The following is a 24,253-nucleotide window of genomic DNA, read 5'->3' as shown; positions in this document are numbered from 1 at the left end:
ATGGAACCAATCAACAACAGATTAACGAAAATCATGGATTCACAATTTCAAGCTCGTTTTGATGAAATGCAAAAAGAAATCCTCGAAGATAAAGGTGTGCAAAAATTTCTTGCTGAAAACGACCAAGTCGCAAATCGTCAAATGGTCGAAAGAGGTTTAGGAAAACTTTATGAATATGTCAATCAACAACATGATTGTAGCCAATGTGAATCTGTCGCTACTTGTAAAAATGCAATAAACGGTTTTGTTCCAAAACTAACAATCATTAGAGGGAAAATCGATGTAGAATATACACCTTGTCAGACAAAAAGAATGGAAGATGCGCGTCGTAAAGCAGCATCTATGATTTCTAGTATGCATATGCCAAAGGATGTATTAAAGGCCAAAATCAGTGACTTAGATACGAGCAATGAATCTAAAAAAGCAATCCGTACATTTGCTGAGATGTTTATTCAAAAGGTTAAAAATACTGGTAATTTACCTAGAACAGGCTATTATATATATGGCAATTTTGGTGTTGGTAAATCATTTGTCCTTGGTGCGATTGCAAACGAACTTGCTTCGATGGAGATCAAGACAGTAATGGTTTATGTTCCTGATTTTTTAAGTGAGTTAAAAAGTTCGATTCAAGATCAATCGTTACAAGAAAAAGTTGAATTTGTAAAAAATGCACCTGTTCTAATGTTGGATGATTTAGGAGCAGAAAATCTATCTCCTTGGACAAGAGATGAAATTATAGGAACAATTTTACAATTTCGCATGAATGAAGGCTTGCCAGTTTTTATCACATCTAATTACAATTATGAACAGTTAGAAGAACACTTTGCTACAACTCAAAAAGGCGAAGTAGATGTGATGAAAGCAGCAAGGATAATGGAACGTGTTAGAGCTTTAACGACGGATTTCGAAATGGTTGGCGAAAATAGAAGATTATATCACAATTAGTTTTGATGAAATGACTTGAATTGTCGCTTGATTTTAAAAGCATTTCAGTATATAATTTCAACCATAATCTAAATATGAAATGCTTTGATAAGGACAACAATTTTCTGCACGACTCAAAGAGAGGGAAGCCACGGCTGAAAGCTTCTTAGTAACGACATAAAATTTACCGCCTTGGAGCAGCGACAGTGAAGTAAAAGTAATTGTCGACGGTTGCGGCCCGTTAGCCGAACTAGAGCTTCATCTATGCAAAGATGTTTCGTAATCTTTGTTTAGAAGGAAGAAGGGTGGAACCACGAGTATAAATCTCGTCCCTTTGTGGACGGGATTTTTTTGTGTAGAATCGATGTTTTCACAGCTAAACGAGTCATTCACCTTCTCGGTTAAAAGCAAAAAGACGCTTTCAATTTGAAGGTTCCAGAGCTTGTAGTAGCTAAACGATCGCCTTCCGCACTTATTTGTGGCCCAGAGCTCTAGAATATAAAAAAGGAGAGATTATTATGGCAGACATGATCAAATTAACATTCCCAGATGGCTCAGTGAAAGAATTTGAAAAAGGAATTACTACTGATGCTGTAGCATTATCAATCAGTCCAGGGTTACGTAAAAAAGCAATCGTCGGTAAATTTAACGATGTATTAGTTGATACAAAAACACCTCTTGAAGAAGATGGTTCAATTTCTATCATCACACCTGCTGATAAAGAAGCACTTGAAGTAATGCGTCATTCTACAGCTCATCTTTTAGCTCAAGCTGTAAAACGCTTATTCCCAGGAGTAAAACTTGGTGTAGGTCCAGTTATTGACGATGGTTTCTATTACGATATCGATTCACCTGAACCAATTACTTCAGATGATTTCCCACGTATCGAAAAGGAAATGAAAAAAATCATTGCTGAAAATATTGAAATTGTCCGTCACGATGTTTCTCGTGCAGAAGCGAAAAAACGCTTTGAAGAAATTGATGACGAATACAAATTAGAACTTCTTGAAGCAATTCCAGAAGATGAACAAGTGTCTATTTACGAACAAGGTGATTTCTTCGACCTTTGCCGTGGAGTACACGTACCTTCAACAGGTAAAATTAAAGAGTTTAAATTATTATCAATCGCTGGTGCATACTGGAGAGGGAACTCTGATAACAAAATGCTTCAACGTATTTACGGTACAGCATTCTTTACAAAAGATGAATTAAAAGCACATCTTCAAATGCTTGAAGAAGCAAAAGAACGCGATCATCGTAAAATTGGTAAAGAACTTGAATTATTTACAACAAGCAAATTAGTAGGACAAGGTTTACCATTATGGTTACCAAATGGTGCTACTATTCGTCGTACAATTGAACGTTATATTGTGGATAAAGAAGTATCTCTTGGTTACAAACATGTGTATACTCCAGTACTAGGTTCTAAAGAACTTTATGTAACTTCAGGTCACTGGGATCACTACCAAGATGATATGTTCCCACCAATGGAAATGGATAACGAAACTTTAGTTCTTCGCCCTATGAACTGCCCACACCATATGATGGTATATAAATCAGCAATGCGTTCATATCGTGATCTTCCATTCCGCGTGGCAGAACTTGGTACAATGCACCGTTATGAAATGAGTGGTGCAGTATCTGGACTACAACGTGTACGCGGCATGACTTTAAATGATGCTCACTTATTCGTACGTCCAGATCAAATCAAAGAAGAATTCAAAAAAGTAGTTGAACTAATCCTATCTGTTTATAAAGATTTTGACTTAAACGACTACGAATTCAGACTTTCTTATCGCGATCCTGAAGATACTGAAAAATACTTTGACGACGATGCAATGTGGGAAAAAGCACAAAGTATGTTGAAAGAAGCTATGGATGATCTTGGTTTAGACTACTATGAAGCTGAAGGTGAAGCTGCATTCTACGGTCCAAAACTAGATGTTCAAGTAAAAACAGCTATTGGTAAACAAGAAACTTTATCTACAGTACAACTTGACTTCTTATTACCAGAACGTTTCGATTTAGGTTATGTAGGTGAAGATGGTAAACAACATCGCCCAGTTGTTATCCACCGCGGTGTAGTATCAACTATGGAACGCTTTGTTGCTTTCTTAATCGAAGAATACAAAGGCGCTTTCCCAACATGGTTAGCACCAGTTCAAGTACAAGTAATCCCTGTATCTAACGATGTTCACTTCGATTACGCTAAAGGTGTACAAGAAAAACTTCAAGCTGCAGGTTTCCGTGTAGAAATGGATTATCGTGATGAAAAACTTGGCTACAAAATTCGCGAAGCTCAAATGAAAAAAATCCCTTATATGCTTGTTTTAGGTGATAAAGAATTAGAAAGTGGTAGCGTAAATGTTCGTCGCTACGGCTCTAAAGATTCTGAAACTGTTTCATTTGACGAATTCTTAAAAGCTATTCAAGCTGACGTAGCTCATAAAGGATAAATTTGTTATTAGTTTATATATTGAAGAAAGAGCACATCCTTAATTTGAGGATGTGTTCTTTTTTTCGTATTGCATTGTATTATCTTATGATTACAATATATATTTTATAAAAAATGTTGACAAATTATTTCTTACATGATAAAGTATAAAAGGTTAATGAATACAAAGTTTGTGGTTGAAGTAGAGGCTGCCCGCTTCTCACCTGATTGATCTAAGAAATTAGTGTTGACAGGTTACATGATAGAACGGATCACGCATTTCGGCGTGTACATATATCTTGCGGGCGGACATTTCGACTATGTCCGCCCTTTTTTAGTGGACATCGAAATACCCGTACCGATCTTCGGGCAACTAGCCCAAACCATGTATTCGCGACACTACTTGGAGGTGGATTGTTATTAGCAAAGACATGTATGTAAACGAAGGTATTCGCGCTCGTGAACTTCGTCTAATCGATCATAATGGTGATCAGCTTGGAGTTAAATCACGAAACGAAGCCTTATCAATTGCAGAACGTGCAAATTTGGATCTTGTCCTTGTGGCTCCTCAAGCCAAGCCACCAGTCGCTCGTATCATGGACTATGGTAAATTTAAATTCGAGCAACAAAAGAAAGATCGCGAAGTACGCAAAAACCAAAAAGTTATCGTGATGAAAGAAGTAAGACTAAGTCCTACTATCGATGAACACGATTTCCAAACAAAATTGCGTAACGGGATCAAATTCCTTGAAAAAGGAGACAAAGTAAAAGCATCTATTCGTTTTAAAGGCCGTGCTATTACTCATAAAGAGATTGGTCAAAAAGTGTTAGATCGCTTTGCGGAAGCTTGTGCTGAAGTTGCAACGGTTGAACAAAAACCGAAAATGGAAGGCAGAAGCATGTTCTTAGTATTACAACCTAAGAACGAAAAAAAATAAGTTTTTAGTCGAACAGTTTAGGAGGAATTCGAAATGCCAAAAATGAAAACTCACCGTGGCGCAGCTAAACGTTTCAAAAAAACGGGTACTGGTAAATTAAAATATGACCGTGCTTACGGTAGCCACTTATTCGCAAACAAATCTACTAAAGCAAAACGTCACTTACGTAAAGCAAATATCGTATCTTCAGGTGACTTCAAACGCATTAAATCTTTACTTGCGAACATTAAATAATTCCGAAAATACATTAATATTCATGTAATTGAATAGCAGGAGGTAATTAGTATGCCACGCGTAAAAGGCGGTACTGTAACACGCGCACGTCGTAAAAAAGTTTTAAAATTAGCTAAAGGTTACTTTGGTTCTAAACATACATTATATAAAGTTGCTAACCAAGCAGTTATGAAATCAGGTCAATATGCATATCGTGACCGTCGTCAAAAGAAACGTGATTTCCGTAAATTATGGATCACTCGTATCAACGCAGCTGCTCGCATCAACGGTCTTTCTTACAGCCGTTTAATGCACGGTTTAAAACTTGCTGAAATCGAAGTTAACCGTAAAATGTTAGCTGATCTTGCTGTAAATGATGCATCTGCATTCGCTCAATTAGCAGACGCTGCTAAAAAAGCAATCGCAAAATAGTATAACAATAGATAACGTAATGTTTCTATCGTATGATTAGAGACACTATTCCTTATATATTTGTTATGCTTAATTAAAGCCTATGAATATTTAATATTCATAGGCTTTTTTTTATGCAAATTATGACCTCAGATTAGCTGAATCTATATAAAAGTAGATATGATGATTTAAATCGTTAATGTAAAAATGCAATATCCTTTTATGGGAATTTATAGTACTTTAATGGTAGTATTTAAAATAAATGATTGTTAAAAGGGGGAGTCACGATAGTAAAGTTTGCATTTTGGTTTATTGGGGGCATAGTAATTGCATTTTTAATGAGAGCAATAGGGCACTTGATATTACAAAGGGAAAATGGAAAAACAAATCCTAAATACATTAATCATTTTATAAAAGAAAAATTAGATACTGGAAATGTTTCATTGTCTATAAGACACAATGATCAAACTTGGATAGAAATTAACCCCAATAAGCTACTTCCTCTAGCAAGTACGGTCAAAATTATCCTTGCAATTGAATATGCCAAACAAGCAGCAGAAGGGAAAATTGATCCGGATAAAAAAGTAAAACTAAAAGAACTAGATAAATTCTATATCCCGAAGACAGATGGGGGAGCACATGAAGAATGGATTAAACAATGGAAAGAAAATAATATAGATAGTGTTCCATTATATGAAGTAGCCAATGGAATGATAGCTTATAGCTCTAATGCAAATACAGAATACTTGATTGAGGTACTTGGCCTTCAAAATATCAATCAAGTTCCCAAAAGTCTAGGAATCTTAAATCATGAACCTATGTACCCAACTACAAGTGCACTATATATTCCTAGTCAATTGATGAATGAAAAATTAGGATCATCAAAACAAGAAATACTAGAAATACTAAAAGAAATGGATATGTCAGAATATCGGAGAAGAGCGATTGATATTCATAATAAATGGGTAAAGCAACCACTCACTAGTCAAGAAAAAAAGCAATTATTAAAGACTTTAGATATGGATTTTCAGAAGATATGGTCTGATCGATTACCTCGATCTACTACAAGTGATTATGTATCCATTATGAATACACTAAATTCTAAAACCTATTATAAAAAAGAGGTGTATAAATATCTTGATCCTGTAATGGAGCAATTAATGAAAAATCCTAAAAATAGGGAGTGGCTTACCCATGCGGGACAAAAGGGTGGTTCTACTGCATTCGTTCTCACAAGTGCCATGTATGCAACAGATAAAGAACAAAATAAGACAGAGATTGTTTTCTTTTCAAATGATTTAAGTATATTAGAGCAGAAGAAGCTCTCACAAAACCTTAATGCATTTCAATTAAAATTTTTAAAAGAAGAAAAATTTCGAGTGGAAGTCAAAGAAATAATCTAATCTTTCTGTTTCCTTTGATCGATGGGGTAGAGATTCCTGTAATAAAAAACCTGTCGTCCAGATTACTTTACTGGATGACAGGTTTTTGATTGATTGTTATGTTACTCATCATTAAAAAGTAAAGAGGCCAGTTCTTCTTTTGAATGTAGAAAATCCCCTAAAGAGTATTCATCTAGAACAGCCAAATAGGCTTGTAGTGCCTTATTTAAAGCACCTTTTAAATTACAAACTGGAGAGATAATACATCCAACTGATTCAGGATTAAAACAATCCACCAAATAGAAATCTTCCTCTGTTTGTCTAATTACTTGACCAATAATAATGTCTTGAGGCTTCATAGCAAGACGAATACCGCCACCACGACCTCGAATTGTTTCTATATATCCAAGCTTACCAAGCTCATGCGTTACTTTCATCAAATGATTCTTTGAAATTCCATATGCATCCGATATTTCTTTAATCGTGGCTAGTTTCTCGGGATTCATAGCGCCAAGATAGAGCAGGACACGCAAAGAATAATCGGTATATAAAGTTAATCGCATCCAATCCACCACCATTTCAATGACTATTATAGCATGTAAAGTAAAAATCAAGGCGATTTTAAAAGATGTATTTCAAATGTGTCTTTTCTGTTAAAGATGTATTTGAAATATTGTTTTAAAGGACATGAAGGTGTATCTTTAAATTGTTAAAAGAAAAGGAGTGTTCAACATGTTATCTCAACAAACAATGGATATTGTAAAATCTACTGCACCAGTATTAGAAGTACATGGAAATGAAATCACTAAAGCTTTTTATAAAAATATGTTTGTCGCACATCCAGAACTATTAAATATATTCAACCACGCTAACCAAGCGAAAGGTCGTCAACAAGCCGCGTTAGCAAATACAGTTTATGCAGCTGCTGTTCATATCGAAAATCTTGGAGCAATTATGCCAGTTGTACATCAAATTGCTCAAAAACACCGTAGCTTAGGTATAAAACCAGAACATTACCCAATCGTTGGTGAGTTTTTACTAGGAGCTATTAAAGAAGTACTTGGAGATGCAGCAACTGATGATATTATAAATGCATGGGCTGAGGCATATGGTGTAATCGCTGATGCATTTATGTCAACGGAAGAAAGTATGTATCAAGAGGCTGAAAACAAAGAAGGCGGTTGGAGATTCTTTAAAGAATTTGAAATTGCCGATAAAGTAGTAGAAAACGAAGAAATTACATCATTCTATTTAAAACCAGTTGATGGTGAAACTTTACCTGAATACAAACCAGGTCAATATATTACAGTGAAAATTGATATTCCTGGTGAAAAATTTACACACCGTCGTCAATATAGTCTATCAAGAGCTACAAACAAAAATGCATTCCGTATCTCTGTGAAACGTGAGGATATAAACGATCCAGAAGGTAAAGTATCTGTTTACTTACACAACCAAGCAAAAGTTGGAGATCGTATCGAAGTAAGTGCTCCAGCAGGTGATTTCCATTTAGATCTAGCTTCAAAAGCACCTGTAACATTTATCGCAGGTGGCGTTGGTATTACACCATTAATGGCAATGTTTGATACTTTAGCTGCACTTGATCCAAATAGAGCGACAACACTTATTCACAGTGCGCGTACAGCAAAATTACATGTATTTGACAAAGAAATTTCTGCAAACTTAGAAAAGATGCCAAATGCTAGTTATATTACTTTAAATACAGATGAAGTTGGATATATCACAAAAGAATTTTTACAAGAAAACGTAGGTTTAGACCATGACGTATATGTTTGTGGGCCATCCGTATTTATGGAAGCAATCATTAACCACTTATATGCGATTGGGTTTAAAGAATCTCAAATTCACTTTGAATTCTTCGGACCAGCACAACAATTAAAAGTAACAGTAAATGCTTAATGTGAAATTCCGTAAATAACATATTAAAAATAGTAAAGAGCTCAAGTAGTCAGGAAAATATTTCTGACTACTTTTTTCATTAGTATCTGCTTTACTTTCGATTGCCATTAACAAAATATTACTGTAATCCATTGAGTTCCCTATTAATGAATCTTTATACCTATACAAAATTTGTTATTCTATTACTATAGAGTTAAATACATAGAACAATTTGAAAAAGGAGATTATAAGGATGAAGAATGTGAAAGTGTTAACCGCAATATTTGTTGCTATGATTGTCTGTACATTTAGTATGCATCGTGCACATGCGCAAGAATTTGGCCCTGCTAACCCAGATAGTACGACAACCTGGGAGACGACACCAATTATTGTCGATACAACGAAAAACGATAAACTTAGATTATTGAAATCAGAGCCACTTATTGCGGATATTTCAAAATGGCAAGGAAATATTAATTGGTCAAAAGCTAGTAAAAAACTAGATTTAGTTATAATCCGAACACAACATGGCAGTACGGAAGAAGATACATATCATAAGAAAAATGAAGCTGGTGCTAAAAAATATGGAGTACCATTTGGAGTCTATGCATTTAGTTTAGCTGAATCTTCAAGTGATGCAAAAGTGGAGGCCAATAATTTTTATAACCGAGCAGACAAAGATGCACAATTTTATGTGATTGATGTTGAAAAAAACACAAGTAAATCTGGCGAAAGTATGCGAACAATTACAAATGCATATATTAAACAACTTCGTACAAAAACAGATAAGAAAATTGGATTATATATTGCTCATCATCTATATAAGAGCTTTAATCTAGATACATCAAAAGCGGATTTTGTATGGATTCCACGTTATAGTACATCGAAACCAGATTTTGCTTATGATTTATGGCAATATACAGATAAAGGGAGAATTGATGGGATTAACGAAAATGTAGATTTAAATCGGTTAAATCCAAATCTAACATTGGCTGAATTATTAGCTCCTGTTAAATCGATAGAAGATACAAAAACGGATACAAAAGAAAATGAGCAACCTGTAACAGAACCAGCAAGTGTCCATACCGAATATTATTCTGTAAAACCTGCATTTATTATTACAAAAACAGCTGTTGGTGCCTATTCTTCTACGACATTTAATAACCAAACTAAGATTGGCAATGTCAAAAAGAATACGATTTTAACAATACAAGGTATCGAATATAGTTCAACTGGTTACCCAAGGTTAAAAACAATTTCAGGTAGCTATATTACAGCGAACAAATCATATGTGATTGGACTAACATCAAAGTATAAAAATTATGTCATAACAAAACCTAACTATGTAAAATTAATAAAAAATGTTAATCAATATAGCAATATTTCATTTACGAACTCATCAAAAGTATCTATCCTAAAAAAAGGAGCGACTCTTAATATAAAGGGAATTAGTTATACAGCTGCAGGTACTCCACGCCTTCAACTTACAAATGGTAATTATATAACTGCCAATAAAAATAGTTTGATAGCATATTAAAATCCTAAAATTTAGCGCAGGTTTCCAAAAGGAAATCTGTGCTTTTTTTCTGGAAAAGTTAGCGATTTTTAATAGAAATGTAACTTTTGCAATGTATTTGAAGGCAAGATGTTTTATATTTTCTAGTAATAGTTTGTTATTCTTAAAATTAGCAGAAACTTATACATATAAGAATTTGTTAGAAAAATATTAAAGGAGAAAAGAGAAGTGAAAGTACTGAGGAAATTAGCGTTTATCGTAACAATGTTGATAGCGAGTCTTGTAACCTTACATACTGTATCTGCAGAAGAACTAGCACCTGCGAACCCTGACCATACAGAAAAGTGGGAAACAGAGCCAATTACAGAAAATCTATTAAGAAAAGCTTCTTCAGAGCCGACTATTGCAGATATCTCTTATTATCAAAAGGATATCGATTGGAGTAAAGCGAGTAAGGTTTTGGATCTAGTAATTATCCGAACTCAATATGGTAGTACCTTTGAAGATCCAAAGCATGCGACATATGAAGCAGGTGCAAAGAAATATGGAGTACCATTTGGTGTCTATGCATATAGTTTAGCTGAATCCTCAAGTGATGCTAAGACAGAAGCGAATAATTTTTATAATAGAGCAAGTAAGAATACAAAATTTTATGTACTTGATGTAGAAGAAAACACAAGTAAATCCGGCGAAAGTATGCGAACGATTATTAATGCATATGTAAAACAATTACGTACGAAAACAGATAAGAAAATTGGGCTCTATATAGCCAATCACTTATATGATTCATTTAATTTAGATACGTCTAAATTTGATTTTGTATGGATTCCAAGATATAACAACAGTACTGCAGCGCCATCTCATCCCTATGACTTATGGCAATATACAGACCAAGGTACAGTTTCAGGAATTAGCACATATGTAGATTTAAACCGTCTAAATCCAAAAGTTAGTTTGAGCTATCTAACTGGGACAAGTGGTATCACAACTGCAAGTAAGCCAAGATACTATACGACAAATCCAGTAAAAATAGCAACTAAGATAAAATTGAATCAATACTCATCTACCAGTTTCACTGATGCCACAAAAGGTAAATCTATTGCAAAAAATACTTTGTTAAATATAACAGGTATTGAAAAAACATCTGCTGGTACACCAAGATTAAAACTAACAAATGGACAATATGTAACTGCTAATCGAGATTATGTCGTGAAAGTTACATCTTCAATTGATCAATATTACACAACAACACCAAGTAAAGTTCTCGTTAAATCCTATTTGTATGCATACAATAATGTCAATTTAGAAAAGAAACTTGTTGGTGTAAAGAAAAATACAATATTGACGATTAAAGACCTTGGTTATTCAACAGGTGGTACGCCTCGTCTTAAAACAGCATCTGGATCATATATTACGGCAAGTAAGGATTATGTAAGAGTCGTGACACCTAACATTACAAATTATATATATGTAAATCCAGGTAAAGTACAATTAAAGAAAAAGGTTTATCAATATACCAGCACTACCTTTACATCCGCAGCAAGAAAAACAGCACTTGCTAAAGGAAAGACGTATACAGTTAAATCTATTGTATTTAACTCTAACGGGATTCCGCGATTAAAAGTAGCAAATGGTAATTATATAACTGCTAATAAATCTTATGTAGTAGCAAAATAAGATAAGTGTATATCTGCATATAGAGAAAATTTCTCTATATGCTTTTTTAATTAGTTTTACTAAAGGAGAATTTATGTCCACTAATCTATTGAACTTAGTAAATAGTTACTTTTTAATCATGTTTTTCATCGGATTTACCTTTATGGGTATTGATAAGTGGAAAGCCATAAATAGTCGATGGCGTATTCCAGAAAAGCAGCTATGGTTAATCGCATGTATTGGAGGAGCAGCTGGTACGTGGCTAGGAATGATTATCTTTCGTCACAAAATTCGTCATAATCATTTTGTGTATGGTTTTACAATGCTGACTATTATTGAAGGCTTTATTCTTTATGTTATTTAGAATATTCATGATTTCTGTTATATTTCTTTTCAACATCTAGTTTTTCCTATACGATGAGTGAGGATTATATTATTTAAGAAAAAAGGTAGGCTAAACGATGGAATACACATTAAAAGTACAACTTATTCATAAAGATGCGAAAATGCCATTTCGAGCTAATCCAGGGGATGCAGGATTAGACTTATATGCAGTTGAAGACAAACTCATTAAACCAGGAGAGTCTGCATTAATTCCTACTGGGATTGTAATTGAACTACCACAAGGAACGGAAGCACAAGTTCGTCCTAGAAGTGGGCTAGCACTAAAACATTCCATTACCGTACTAAATAGTCCTGGTACTATTGACGAAGGTTATCGAGGGGAAATAAGAGTCATATTAATAAATCATGGTAAAAAGGATTTCTTAGTAGAAAAGCATATGCGAATTGCTCAAATGGTTATAGCACCCGTACTTCAAGTTCAAGTAGAACAAGTAGAACAAGTTTCAGATTCAACTCGTTCTGCACAAGGGTTTGGGTCTTCAGGCAAATTTTAATTATTTTTTGAAAATAGAGACAAATGGTATTATAATGGACATGAACAAATACTTAGGGGGCCGAAATAATGGTTCAATATGATGAAACATTAACGATGTTAAAAGAGTTAACAGATGCTCGTGCCATTGCAGGAAATGAAAAAGAGTCTCGTGATGTCATGACTAAATATATAACACCCTATGCAGATCAAGTGGAAAACGATAACTTAGGTGCTGTTATTGCTAAAAAAGTCGGCGATTCAAACGGACCTAAAATTATGGTTGCAGGACACCTTGATGAAGTCGGTTTTATGGTAACTCAAATTGATGAAAAAGGTTTCTTGAAATTTCAAACAGTTGGTGGCTGGTGGTCACAAGTAATGCTTGCTCAACGAGTGCAAGTTGTTACCCGTAAAGGTGAAACAATAGTCGGTGTCATAGGTTCAAAACCACCGCATATTCTGCCTGCAGCTGCACGTAAAAAGCCGTATGAAATTAAAGATATGTTCATCGATATCGGTGCAACTTCAAAAGAAGAAGTAGAAAGCTGGGGCATTAAACCAGGTGATATGGTAACACCTTATTTTGAATTTACCGTCATGAAAAATGAAAAACATTTACTAGCAAAAGCATGGGATAACCGAATCGGTTGTGCAATTGCCATAGAAGTCTTAAAGGGTTTAAAAAATGCACAACACCCAAATATCGTGTACGGTTGTGGGGTTGTTCAAGAAGAAGTTGGACTTCGTGGCTCTAAAACAGCTGCAAACAAGATTAATCCTGATATTGGTTTTGCAGTTGATGTCGGTATTGCTGGTGATACTCCTGGAATCACCTCAAAAGAATCGAATAGTAAAATGGGTGCCGGTCCACAAATCATTATTTATGATGGCTCGATGGTGGCTCATAAAGGTTTGCGAGATCTTGTTGTGGATACAGCAGAGGAGAATAATATTCCTTACCAATTTGAAGCAATCCCTGGCGGAGGAACAGATGCAGGTTCTATCCATTTAACAGCAAATGGTGTACCCGCATTATCAATTGGTATCGCTACACGCTATATTCACTCACATGCAGGAATTTTACACCGCGATGACTTTGAAAATACAGTCAAATTAGTGATTGAAGTTATTAAAAAATTAGACCGTGAAACAGTAAATAAGATTACTTTTGAATAAAAGAAAAAGAATGAACGAGTATAAATTATTTGATTTCTTTCGCTTCTACGAATTCAAATAAAACTTAGTTATTAACTACCTCCTAACTAAAATTGTTAGGGGGTAGTTTTTTTCTTTTGCGTAGTGAAATAGTGATGAATGGAGACTGAGCGTAGCGAGGAAGAAGCTGAGGACGTGCTCGCGGAAAGCGTCTGTCTGGAACGGAAATCCGCGGCTTTAAATGAAAAAAGCGAGTACGAGAACAATTAATTCGTTCTAATACTCACAATAAGAATTAGAAAGGACTTCTTCAGTATCCTCAGTCTTTTTAGATAATAATTGTTGTCGTCTAATACTGATAAGTGATACGATTAAACAAATAGAAGAAATGAGGTGGCAGATTGGGTAGGGACCGTAAGTTTTCAACAATTGATATTTTCATAGCTACAAAGAAACAAATTCTTCAAGTTGGCTACGATGGCTTTACGATCAGCCATTTAGCAGAGACTTTAGAGGTATCACGAGCAGCCATTTATAAACAATATATAAACAAAGACGAATTATTAATGGATTTTATGTTGTATGAGATGGATAAAAGTGTAGGCGATTTAAAACAAGTAAGACAAGAAGGTACATTTGAACAACAGCTTGAGGATTTGTTGAATCGTATGGCTCATTTCAATGAGTTACATCAAATTCTAGGGATGGTTGCACTTATTCAAGATGTATCTGAGGAAATCATTCAAAAAAAAGCAAAACTATCATCTATGCATAAGGATTTGTATGAGCCTTTATTAAGGATTGTTACAAATGGTAAAAGAGAAAAGTATATCGATTCAACAATTCCTGACTCACTAGTATTGGGATTTATTTTTCAAACCATTGATATCCCTAAACAACCTAATTTATCTACAGAAGAACAACTTCAATATATTAAACGATTAATATTACACGGCGTATGCGGAGAAAATAAGTGACACAAGTGTAACTTATGTGTATAATAGATTTGTAAGTATTTTTGATTTTTTTAAAGTCAAAAGTGACATGAGTGTAACTTATAAGGAGGAAATAAATCCATGTTTTTAGCATTAAAAGAGTTAAAACACGCAAAACTGCGCTATACATTGATGAGTATCATCATCGTATTAATCGCATGGTTAGTCTTTATTTTATCTGGACTTGGTAATGGTTTATCTACACTAAGTGCAGCTGCAGTAAAGAATTTAGATGCAGATTATGTAGTATATGAAGATGGTGCCAAAGCAACATTTAGTAAATCGTTAATATCTAATTCGTTAGTAGACGATGTTAAGAAAAATAAAGACGTCAAAGATGCAACACCATTTGGTGCATCTATGGCTGCCATTTCTCATGGTAAAAAAGATGAGGAAAAAACAGATATCGCTGTATTAGGTATTAATCCAGGTGAATTTATCGAACCTAAAGTAATTGAAGGTAAACAATTAGATCCAGATGTAAAAAATGGAGTACTTGCTAACGATACTTTAAAAGATAAAGGATATAAAATTGGTGACGAAGTTCAAGTAGATAGCTCTACTATTAAACTAAAAATTATTGGTTTCGTAGAAGGAGAAACTTATAACCATTTACCAGTATTGTTCTCAAACGTTGATCAATGGAGAGATTATGCATTTGCTGCACCAGGATCAAACAACGGAATCAAAGATGTGGTAAATGCAATTGTTGTACAAGCACCAGATTTAGACCCAGCACAATTAGATAAATCTATTAATGGTATTGAAACTGTAACAAAAAGTGCGGCAATTAACGGTATGCCAGGTTACATGGAAGAAAACGGAACGATTTTAATGATGCTTGCATTCTTAATCGTTATTTCTGCTTTTGTTATCGCAGTATTCTTCTATGTTATTACAATTCAAAAAACACAACAATTTGGTGTAATGAAAGCTATTGGTGCAAGTAGCGGATTCATCACAAAAGCCATCGTATCACAAGTATTCGTTTTATCAGTTATTGGTATTTTGATAGGGGTTGCATTAACCTACTTAACAGCTCTTATCTTCCCAGAGAATATGCCATTTGATCTAGACGGCAAACTAGTTGTTTTATATGGTATCGCCTTACTTGTTATTAGCTTGTTAAGCTCACTTATTTCAGTCCGTCAAATCGCCAAGATTGATCCATTAACTGCATTAGGGAGAGTGGAATAAATGAATGGATTGCAGATTAAAAATGTTACAAAAACCTATAAAGAAGGAAATTCTTCTATTACAGCATTAAATCATGCTTCTATGGATGTAAAACCAGGAGAATTTGTAGCTATTGTTGGACCATCAGGTTCTGGTAAAAGTACACTTTTATCTATTGTTGGCGCATTATTAAAACCAACTTCAGGAACTGTTAATATCAATGATAAAGAAGTTACTAATCTATCTTCAAAAGCGTTGTCAAAATTCCGTTTACAAGAAATTGGTTTTATCCTACAAAGCTCAAATTTAATCCCTTATTTAAGCGTAGTAGATCAACTAATTTTAGTGAAGAAAATGACAGGTAAAGTAACAAAAGAAGATCAAGAAAAAGCTAAAAAATTATTGACTGAACTTGGATTAGGCGATAAATTGAAAAAGTATCCAAATGAACTTTCCGGTGGGGAACGTCAACGTGTTGCAATCGCTCGTTCATTGATGAATGACTCTAATGTTATTCTAGCTGATGAACCAACTGCTAGTTTAGATTCTAAACGTGCACACGAAGTCGTAAAATTAATCGCGGATGAAGTAAAAAAACGCAACAAAGCAGCCATCATGGTAACCCATGATGAACGTATGTTAGCATACTGCGATAAAGTGTATAAAATGGAAGACGGTACTTTAACTTTACAAAAATAATTTTAACTGTGTTACATGTTTTTTCATGATTGTAATACACTAAAATAGATAAAAAATACGAAAATTAAGGAGAGATTTAACATGTTCGTTATTACAAACCGTATTAAAACTAAAAAAGGATTCGCTAGTCGTATGGCACCAGCTTTCACAGCTGATAAACAAATCGGGGAATTCAAAGGATTTATCAAAACTGAAGTTTTAGTTTGCACATCTAATGAAGAATTCGATGAAATGGATGTTAATATGTATTGGGATAATTTAGAAAACTTTAATGTTTGGCGTGAAAGTGATGCTTTCAAAAATGCACACAAACAATCACCTAGTGATGCTGCAAAAGAATCACCTTTACTTGGTAGCCAAATTGTAATTTCTGAAATTGCTTCTTCTACTGAAAACAAATAAGTAAATTATTTGTAAGAGTTAACAAATTTAGAAATTGAATGTATATGTTACTTTAAAATAGCATTCCTTTAAAATCCTTTACGTTATATCGTAAAGGATTTTAATTTTTTGAAAAAATTATAAAAATACAATTGATTTAATATTTATTCATATGTATAATGGTTTTTATCACAAGAAATGTAAGGAGCGATTTTGATGAAATTATTAGAACTTGTTCAACTTAAATTGGTGACTTCTTTAAAAGATAAAGATTTACTAGCACTTGCAGACTACACAAGCGAGGAAATAAAAGGTTTACTTGATCTTGCTATGAAGCTAAAAGTGATTACAAAAGAAGGCAGTTGTCCTCCGTTATTAGAAGGCAAAACATTAGGAATGATTTTCGAAAAAAATTCAACTCGTACACGTATTTCATTTGAAGTTGGGATGAATCAACTAGGTGGTAAAGGGATGTATATGAATGCACGCGACTTGCAAATCGGTCGTGGTGAATCTATTCATGATACAGGTCACGTATTATCAGGCTACCTAGACGGAATTATGATTCGTGCAAACTCACATGAAATGGTAGAAGAACTAGCAGAACATGCTTCAATTCCTGTTATCAATGGCTTAACAGATCTTGCTCATCCTTGCCAAGCTTTAGCAGATTTAGAAACAATCGCTGAAGAAAAAGGCGAATTGAAAGGTTTGAAATTAGCTTATGTTGGTGATGGCAATAATGTAGCTCACTCTCTTGTAGTTGCATGTGCACATGTTGGAATTGACGTTGTTGTTGCAACTCCGAAAAATTACGAACCTAATGAAGCAATCATGAAAAAAGCATCAGAAATTGCATCGAAAAACGGAAGCACTGTTGCACATACTTATGATCCTGTAGAAGCTGCAAAAGATGCAGATGTCATTTATGCAGATGTGTGGACATCAATGGGCCAAGAAGAAGAAGCAGCAAAACGTTTAGAAGATTTCAAAGGATATCAAATTAATGATGAACTTGTAGCGCATGCTAAAAAAGATTACATGTTCCTTCACTGCTTACCTGCCCATCGTGAAGAAGAAGTTGCAACATCTGTTATTGATGGACCGAACTCTTTCATCTTCCAACAAGCAGAAAATCGCCTTCATGCACAAAAAGCAGTTCTTGCCTCTATTTTAGGGGAATAAAAAGTACATGTAATATAAAGGTCGGTAAGATGCTAACTAATAAAAGTTCCATTATATAAATAAAGTGCCGTATTTCATTGTATTCAATTGAAATACGGTAATTTTATTAAAAAATCGTGTTCCAAGAGCAGAGTAATTCTACTGCTCTTTTTTTACTACTTAGAATTTCCCAATCTAAAAATATACCTATTAAATCTATGCATAAAAAAGTTAAAGAATAATAAATTTATAAAGAACACTACTAAAAGAATATTAATAAAAAATATCAGAAAATACTAATAATTTAGAAATTTCTATTTACATATCAATGTAAATGTAATTTAATAGAACTTGTATCAACTTAATAACTTCAAGGGGGATTTTTATGAATACGATTACAAAGAGAATATTTACGCTATTATCAGTATTTATGTTGATTTTTCTAGCAGGATGTGGTAGTTCTGACTCTGACAAAAAATCATCTGGAAAGTCCGGTGGTAAGGTTGAAGCAAAAATAGGGGTAATTGCTTATATGACTGGTGCTGGAGCTGCTTATGGTGAAGCCATTACAAATGGGCTTAAACTAGCACAAAAAGAGATTAATGCAAAGGGCGATGTTAACATCGAACTGGTTACAGAGGACTCTGCAGGGAAACAAGAACAAGCATTATCTGCTGGTCAAAAAATTATGGCTGATAATGATATTCTTGCAATTATCGGACCGACATTAAGTACCGAATTTAAAGTAGTTGCTCCAGAAGCCGAATTAAATGGAATACCAATTATGGGAACATCCACTACTGCAGAAGGTATTCCACAAATTGGCGACTATGTTTTTAGAAATTCAATACCTGAAGCACTAGCTATTCCAGCTGCAATGGAAAAAGTGGTTGCAAAAACAAACGGAAAAAAAGTAGCAATTATTTATGGAAATGATGATGTATTCACAAAGTCCGGCTATGACACGATGAAAAAAGAAGCTGAAAAAATGGGCTTAGAAGTTGTTACAACAGAGACATTCCAAAAAGGACAAAGCGATTACAACGCACAGTTAACGAAGATCAAAAGTAAAAAACCTGATTTTATCTTAGCTTCTGCTTTATATAACGAAGGTGCGGTAATTATGGATCAAGCACGAAAAATGGGTATTGATGTACCATTTGTAGGTGGTAATGGTTTTAACTCGCCACAAGTGATTGAAATTGCAGGAGATGCTGCAAATGGGTTAGTTGTAGCAACACCTTGGTTTGGTGATTCACAAGAACAAAAAGTTGTTGATTTTAACAACAAATATAAAGAAGCTTACGGTAAGTTGCCAGATCAGTTTGCTGCACAGGCTTATGATGCTTTATATATTTATGCAGACGCTTTGGAAAGAGCTGGTGAAGCAGATCGTGAAGCATTCCATAAAGCTTTAGCTGAAACAAAAGACTATGAAGGGATTTTAGGTAAGTTTTCATTTGACAAAGAAGGTGACGTTGTCATGGACCCTACAGTTGTAGAAATTAAAGACGGAAAATTCGTTGAATTTAAGTAATTAGAATTGCAAGCTTTGGCTATTTTTAAGTCAAAGCTTGTAGTCTCATAACTGAAAAACATAAAAGAAAAGGGTGATTAAATTTGCTGCTTGAGCAATTAGTAAATGGAATTACGTTAGGAAGTATTTATGCGATTGTGGCACTGGGTTTTACCCTTGTATTTGGCGTATTAGGCATTATCAATATGGCGCATGGTGAAATTTTTATGGTAGGTGCTTATGTAGGCGTCATGACCACAGGTGTACTTGGATGGCCGTTATGGTTAGGATTTATCGCGGCGATACTTGTTACAGCATTTTTAGGATATCTGTTGGAAAGTCTTACATTAAGGCCTCTTCGTGGTAAAAAAGGGGTTTCACATTTAGCTCCTCTAATAAGTACGATAGGGGTTTCGATATTTTTGGAGAATATGACACATCATTTATTTGGTGCAGGAAACAAACCTTTTAGAACACCTTTTGCACAACTTAGCATTGAAATTGGATCAGTTACCATTTATGTAGTACAAATCATTATTTTTGTTATTTCTATTCTTTTAATGATGGGGCTATCCATCTGGTTATCAAAGACAAAAGCGGGAAAAGCTTTGCGTGCAACCGCAGAAAATTTAGAAACAGCAAGTATATTAGGTGTTGATACGAAGCGCACCATCATTATGACTGTTGTCATTGCATCTGCTATGGGTGGTATTGCTGGCGTTTTAGTAGGGATGGCATTTAACTCCGTAAGTCCTCAAATGGGACTAGCAATTGGTTTAAAAGGTTTAGCAATTATCATCCTAGGTGGTATGGGGAATGTAAAAGGCGCAATGGTTGGTGGTTTAATACTTGGATTAGCTGAAACCTTCCTTGTTGCATATGGAGATTCAGGCTATCGAGATGCAATTGCCTTTATTATGATTATTATTATTCTTCTATTAAAACCTCAAGGGATTTTCGGGTCAAAAGCTGCCCAGGAAGGAAGGTGATCATATGCTAGGAGAATTGTTAAATCCATATCAATTGCAAATAGCTTCATTTGTACTGATTAATATTATTCTAGCAATCAGTGTGTATGTTACATTGTCTTCTGGGCAATTATCACTGGGAAGTGCTGGGTTTATGGGGATTGGTGCATATACATCTGCATTAGTAACCATTCATTTTGAGTTTCCAATTATTGTAGGTGTATTGGTAGGAGCTGTGGTGGCAGGTATTCTTGGAATTTTAATCGGCATTCCTGCTTTGCGCTTATCGGGTGTATATTTGGCTATTGCCACTTTAGGTTTAGGTGAAGTTATTCGTGTGATTTTTGTTAATTGGGAGTCTCTAACAAATGGTGCTGTTGGCATTTCGAATATACCTCAGATTGGTAGAGAAATTGTTTTTACGACTAGAGATTTAGGTTTTAATGCGACGTCATTAGGATTGCAAAATAACCAGTTTGCAAGTTTAAGTGTCTTTTTAATCTTATTTGTTTTAAATATTTTTATCATCTGGTTTATCGTAAGACAAAAGAATTCGCGTGTTGGTAGAGCTTTTTCTGCCATTCAATTAGATGAAAAGGCAGCTGAATCTATGGGGATCAATGTTACATACTATAAGGTTTTATCATTTGCCCAAGGTGCAGTTTTAGCGGGGCTTGCAGGTGCATTGTTCGCCCATGTAATGGGATATATTTCGCCATCTGATTTTGCCTATCATCGTGCGGTAGAGATTTTGATCTTTACAGTATTTGGTGGTAGCGAAGTGATTGTGGGTTCGGTATTTGGTGCTGCTTTCTTAACATTGATGCCTGAAGTTTTACGTTTTATTAGTGAATACCGGTATATTATCTATGGTGTACTTCTAGTAATTTTAATGGCTGTACGCCCTCAAGGAATCATTGATGCAAATATACTGAAAAGGTTGAAACGGTCGAAAGGGGGAGACGTTCATGGTTCTTAAGATTAATCATATCTCTAAAAACTTTGGAGGAATCTCTGCATTGACAGATGTTTCGTTTTCTATAAATGAAGGAGAAATTTACGGTTTAATCGGTCCAAATGGTGCAGGTAAAACAACGATGTTTAATTTAATAACAAATATCTTCTCTCCTTCCTCTGGTGAAATAATTTTTAAAGAAGATAATATCACAGGGATTAAACCGCATAAGATTACAGAAAAAGGAATCTGTAGAACCTACCAGAATATACGCCTTTTCTCACAAATGTCTGCTTTAGAAAATGTAATGGTGGGTGGGCACTGTCGAAGTGAATCAGGTGTTATGAGAAGTGTTTTTCGTACAAGGTATCAACGTTCAGAAGAGAAGACATTAAAAGAAAATGCTGAAGAACTTTTAGAAATTGTTGGATTGATCAAATATAAAGATGTCTTGGCAGAAAATTTAGCATATGGTCAACAAAGAAGATTAGAAATAGCACGTGCATTAGCGAGTGATCCAAGTTTACTACTATTAGACGAACCGGCTGCCGGTATGAATGAAAATGAAACAGATAGTTTGTTTGACTTGATCAAACAAGTACAAGCGAGAGGGATTACTGTCTTAATAATTGAACATGATATGCCACTTGTGATGAAATTATGTGACAGAATTACCGTATTAAACTTCGGGGAAAAATTAGCAGAAGGTACACCACTTGAAATTCAAAACAATGAAGCAGTTATTGAAGCCTATCTTGGGAAAGAGGAGGAAGATGACATTGCTTAAAGTATCCAATATTGAAACATTTTATGGGCAAATCCAAGCGTTAAAAGGGATAAGTTTAAATGTTGAAGAAGGTAAAATTGTCACTCTTCTCGGTGCAAATGGTGCAGGAAAATCAACAACGATGAAAACCATTGTAGGACTTCTTAAACCTAAAAAAGGCTCGGTTGATTTTTTAGGAGAGAACGTAACCGGATTACGTCCTGATCAATTACTTCGAAAAGGTGTGGCTTTAGTTCCTGAAGGTCGTGCTATTTTATCTAGTATGTCTGTAATTGAAAATCTAGATATGGGTGCCTATCATCGAAAGGACAAAAATATTGAGAGAGATATAGAAGAAGTAATGGAACGTTTTCCTATACTGAAAGAGCGACAATCACAGTTAGCAGGTACATTATCGGGTGGACAACAGCAAATGTTAGCCATTGCTCGTGCTTTGTTATCTAAGCCTAAGCTTTTATTGTTAGATGAACCATCAATGGGGCTTGCACCACTGATTGTAGCGGACATCTTTAAAATCATTCGAGAAATAAAGGATGCTGGAACAACTGTCCTTCTTGTAGAACAAAATGCGAAACAAGCATTGAAAATTGCTGATTATGGTTATGTTATGGAAACCGGTAAGATTATTATAGAAGGAAAAGCATCAAATTTATTGGAAGACCCAAGGATTGTAGAAGCATACCTAGGAAGAAAATCGACTTCTACATCTGCTTAACTTGAAAAAAGGAAAAAATTGCTCTTCATATTAAAATGTGAAGAGCAATTTTTTATAGTGTAATAGAAAAATTCCTTCCTTACTTGAAGTTTGTTGGATTAGTTTTTAATATCTATTAATTTACCAGGATTCATAATATTCTTTGGATCTAGGGCTAGCTTAATAGTTTTCATCACATCCAGGGATGTACCGTGTTCTTTTTCTTGATATTGCATTTTGCCTATACCAACACCATGCTCTCCAGTACACGTTCCGTTCCGTTGTAAACCGAATTCAACTAATGCGGCATTAAATTGCTTTGCTCTTTCGACTTCTTCAGCATTGTTCATATCAATCATTACTAAAGCATGGAAGTTTCCATCTCCGACATGACCTACCACGCCACCTGGCAAACCTGCTTTTTCTAATTCAGTACGTGCGAAAAGAACAGCATCTGCTAAGTCAGTAATTGAAACGCATACATCTGTACTCATTAACTTTTTCCCTTTGTAGCCATGGATAAATGCATAGGCTAAGTTATGGCGAGCATCCCATAACTTGTTGCGAGCGGCGGTATCAGTTTCAAATTCAATTTCTAAACAGCCATGATCATTCATAATTTCCTTTGTAAACTCAACGTCTTGTGCAAGTCCTGCCTCATTCCCATGAAACTCTAAAAAGAGTGTTGGTTTAAGTGGGTAATTTGTTTCACTATAGTGATTTACTTGCTCAATAGATTGTTCATCAACAAGTTCTACACGTGCAATTGGAATTCCAGCTTGTAAAATAGAGGTAACAGCATCAACAGCAGATTTAACAGTTGGAAATACAGCACGAGCAGCTGTTTCAAATTCAGGAATTCCGTAAACTTGTAATGTTAGCTCTGTAAAACAGCCAAGCGTTCCTTCAGAACCTACAAAAAGTCCATTTAAATGGTAGCCTGAAGATGATTTAGCAGCAAGGTTGCCAGTATGAATAATACGACCATCAGCAAGAACAACTTCTAAATCACGTACTTGGTCACGCATAACTCCGTAACGAACGGCAGTAGTACCACTTGCATTTGTCGCTGCCATGCCGCCTAATGATGCATCGGCACCAGGATCTACCGAGAAGAAAAGACCATATTTTTTTAGTTCTTTGTTTAACTGAGTTCTTGTTACACCAGGTTGAACACGTACTAGTAAGTCCTCCGGGCGAACTTCGATTATTTGATCCATTAAAGAAAAATCGATTGTAATACTTTTCTTTACGGGAACAATATGTCCTTCTAAGCTTGAACCTCTTCCAAATGGAATGACAGCGATTTCAAAATCATTTGCAACTTTTAGAATGTCACTGACTTCCTTTGTAGAAGAAGGGTAAACAACTACATCTGGTAACTGACCTTCGTGATAAGATTCATCTTTACTATGTAATTCTCGAATGGTTTCATTTATCGAAACTTGTTCATCTTTTAAAAAGCTTTTTAATGTAGACACGACTGTTTCTGTAGTAATCATATTTGAAT

The 24,253-nt window shown here is 34.8% G+C and carries 24 protein-coding genes and 1 other annotated feature; of the genes, 22 read left to right on the top strand and 2 right to left on the bottom strand.

The window, feature by feature from the left end; translation table 11 throughout:
* The 6 genes from dnaI (at window position 1) to Q0977_RS02015 (ending at window position 6,323) form a co-directional block, all read left to right on the top strand.
* On the top strand, window positions 1-945 hold the full coding sequence (dnaI, locus tag Q0977_RS02040; RefSeq protein WP_119417023.1) for a primosomal protein DnaI: 945 nt from the start codon (window positions 1-3) through the stop codon (window positions 943-945).
* Between the two features lie 75 nt (window positions 946-1,020).
* Window positions 1,021-1,261, top strand: a binding site (T-box leader).
* Between the two features lie 181 nt (window positions 1,262-1,442).
* The gene (gene thrS / locus Q0977_RS02035; RefSeq protein WP_119417022.1) at window positions 1,443-3,380 is read left to right on the top strand and encodes a threonine--tRNA ligase; all 1,938 of its coding nucleotides are present in this window, start codon (window positions 1,443-1,445) and stop codon (window positions 3,378-3,380) included.
* A 409-nt stretch (window positions 3,381-3,789) separates the two neighbouring features.
* On the top strand, window positions 3,790-4,296 hold the full coding sequence (infC, locus tag Q0977_RS02030) for a translation initiation factor IF-3 (protein WP_119417021.1): 507 nt from the start codon (window positions 3,790-3,792) through the stop codon (window positions 4,294-4,296).
* Between the two features lie 33 nt (window positions 4,297-4,329).
* Window positions 4,330-4,530: a 50S ribosomal protein L35 gene (gene rpmI, locus Q0977_RS02025; protein WP_119417020.1), complete on the top strand. Its 201-nt coding sequence runs from the start codon at window positions 4,330-4,332 to the stop codon at window positions 4,528-4,530.
* 51 nt (window positions 4,531-4,581) lie between these two features.
* Complete coding sequence (gene rplT / locus Q0977_RS02020; RefSeq protein WP_299510150.1) at window positions 4,582-4,941, top strand: 50S ribosomal protein L20; 360 nt, start codon at window positions 4,582-4,584, stop codon at window positions 4,939-4,941.
* Between the two features lie 335 nt (window positions 4,942-5,276).
* Window positions 5,277-6,323: a serine hydrolase gene (locus Q0977_RS02015; protein WP_299510148.1), complete on the top strand. Its 1,047-nt coding sequence runs from the start codon at window positions 5,277-5,279 to the stop codon at window positions 6,321-6,323.
* Between the two features lie 101 nt (window positions 6,324-6,424).
* On the opposite strand, the gene Q0977_RS02010 is transcribed toward Q0977_RS02015, so the two are convergent.
* Window positions 6,425-6,865: an Rrf2 family transcriptional regulator gene (locus Q0977_RS02010; protein WP_299510146.1), complete on the bottom strand. Its 441-nt coding sequence runs from the start codon at window positions 6,863-6,865 to the stop codon at window positions 6,425-6,427.
* 169 nt (window positions 6,866-7,034) lie between these two features.
* Between Q0977_RS02010 and hmpA the strand changes: the two genes are divergently transcribed.
* From hmpA to Q0977_RS01930, 16 genes are all read left to right on the top strand, one after another.
* The gene (gene hmpA / locus Q0977_RS02005) at window positions 7,035-8,222 is read left to right on the top strand and encodes an NO-inducible flavohemoprotein (protein ID WP_299510144.1); all 1,188 of its coding nucleotides are present in this window, start codon (window positions 7,035-7,037) and stop codon (window positions 8,220-8,222) included.
* Window positions 8,223-8,454: 232 nt separating this feature from the next.
* Window positions 8,455-9,738 (top strand): DUF5776 domain-containing protein, encoded by a 1,284-nt coding sequence (locus tag Q0977_RS02000; protein ID WP_299510142.1) that lies wholly within the window; start codon window positions 8,455-8,457, stop codon window positions 9,736-9,738.
* Between the two features lie 207 nt (window positions 9,739-9,945).
* The gene (locus Q0977_RS01995) at window positions 9,946-11,394 is read left to right on the top strand and encodes a DUF5776 domain-containing protein (protein ID WP_299510140.1); all 1,449 of its coding nucleotides are present in this window, start codon (window positions 9,946-9,948) and stop codon (window positions 11,392-11,394) included.
* Between the two features lie 73 nt (window positions 11,395-11,467).
* Window positions 11,468-11,737 (top strand): DUF1294 domain-containing protein, encoded by a 270-nt coding sequence (locus Q0977_RS01990; RefSeq protein ID WP_299510138.1) that lies wholly within the window; start codon window positions 11,468-11,470, stop codon window positions 11,735-11,737.
* A 97-nt stretch (window positions 11,738-11,834) separates the two neighbouring features.
* Window positions 11,835-12,272 carry a dUTP diphosphatase gene (gene dut, locus Q0977_RS01985; protein ID WP_299510136.1) on the top strand — a complete coding sequence of 146 codons (438 nt, stop codon included), beginning with the start codon at window positions 11,835-11,837 and terminating at the stop codon, window positions 12,270-12,272.
* A 68-nt stretch (window positions 12,273-12,340) separates the two neighbouring features.
* Entirely contained in the window at window positions 12,341-13,429 is a 1,089-nt protein-coding gene (locus Q0977_RS01980) for a M42 family metallopeptidase (RefSeq protein ID WP_299510134.1), read from the top strand.
* Between the two features lie 380 nt (window positions 13,430-13,809).
* Window positions 13,810-14,385 (top strand): TetR/AcrR family transcriptional regulator, encoded by a 576-nt coding sequence (locus Q0977_RS01975; RefSeq protein ID WP_299510132.1) that lies wholly within the window; start codon window positions 13,810-13,812, stop codon window positions 14,383-14,385.
* A gap of 99 nt (window positions 14,386-14,484) precedes the next feature.
* Window positions 14,485-15,600 (top strand): ABC transporter permease, encoded by a 1,116-nt coding sequence (locus Q0977_RS01970; protein WP_119417165.1) that lies wholly within the window; start codon window positions 14,485-14,487, stop codon window positions 15,598-15,600.
* Window positions 15,601-16,278: an ABC transporter ATP-binding protein gene (locus Q0977_RS01965; RefSeq protein WP_119417166.1), complete on the top strand. Its 678-nt coding sequence runs from the start codon at window positions 15,601-15,603 to the stop codon at window positions 16,276-16,278.
* A gap of 81 nt (window positions 16,279-16,359) precedes the next feature.
* On the top strand, window positions 16,360-16,680 hold the full coding sequence (locus Q0977_RS01960; protein WP_299510128.1) for a heme oxygenase: 321 nt from the start codon (window positions 16,360-16,362) through the stop codon (window positions 16,678-16,680).
* A 195-nt stretch (window positions 16,681-16,875) separates the two neighbouring features.
* Window positions 16,876-17,844: an ornithine carbamoyltransferase gene (gene argF, locus Q0977_RS01955; RefSeq protein ID WP_299510126.1), complete on the top strand. Its 969-nt coding sequence runs from the start codon at window positions 16,876-16,878 to the stop codon at window positions 17,842-17,844.
* Window positions 17,845-18,208: 364 nt separating this feature from the next.
* Window positions 18,209-19,360 (top strand): ABC transporter substrate-binding protein, encoded by a 1,152-nt coding sequence (locus Q0977_RS01950; protein WP_124217064.1) that lies wholly within the window; start codon window positions 18,209-18,211, stop codon window positions 19,358-19,360.
* Between the two features lie 83 nt (window positions 19,361-19,443).
* Window positions 19,444-20,328, top strand: a complete 885-nt coding sequence (locus Q0977_RS01945; RefSeq protein ID WP_119415587.1) for a branched-chain amino acid ABC transporter permease — start codon at window positions 19,444-19,446, stop codon at window positions 20,326-20,328.
* Between the two features lie 4 nt (window positions 20,329-20,332).
* A complete protein-coding gene (locus Q0977_RS01940) occupies window positions 20,333-21,286 on the top strand; it encodes a branched-chain amino acid ABC transporter permease (protein ID WP_119415586.1) in 954 nt (317 codons plus the stop codon).
* On the top strand, window positions 21,276-22,049 hold the full coding sequence (locus tag Q0977_RS01935; RefSeq protein WP_119415585.1) for an ABC transporter ATP-binding protein: 774 nt from the start codon (window positions 21,276-21,278) through the stop codon (window positions 22,047-22,049). The genes Q0977_RS01940 and Q0977_RS01935 overlap by 11 nt, the downstream gene beginning before the upstream one ends.
* Window positions 22,042-22,764 (top strand): ABC transporter ATP-binding protein, encoded by a 723-nt coding sequence (locus Q0977_RS01930; RefSeq protein ID WP_119415584.1) that lies wholly within the window; start codon window positions 22,042-22,044, stop codon window positions 22,762-22,764. The genes Q0977_RS01935 and Q0977_RS01930 overlap by 8 nt, the downstream gene beginning before the upstream one ends.
* A 98-nt stretch (window positions 22,765-22,862) precedes the next feature.
* Here Q0977_RS01930 and Q0977_RS01925 read toward each other — a convergent pair whose 3' ends face one another.
* Window positions 22,863-24,245 (bottom strand): FAD-binding oxidoreductase, encoded by a 1,383-nt coding sequence (locus Q0977_RS01925; protein ID WP_119415583.1) that lies wholly within the window; start codon window positions 24,243-24,245, stop codon window positions 22,863-22,865.
* Window positions 24,246-24,253: the final 8 nt, after the last annotated feature.

Origin of the sequence: uncultured Rummeliibacillus sp. (assembly GCF_934216135.1) — a bacterium.
Classification (GTDB): domain Bacteria; phylum Bacillota; class Bacilli; order Bacillales_A; family Planococcaceae; genus Rummeliibacillus.
This window is presented reverse-complemented; position numbering and strand designations above follow the sequence as displayed.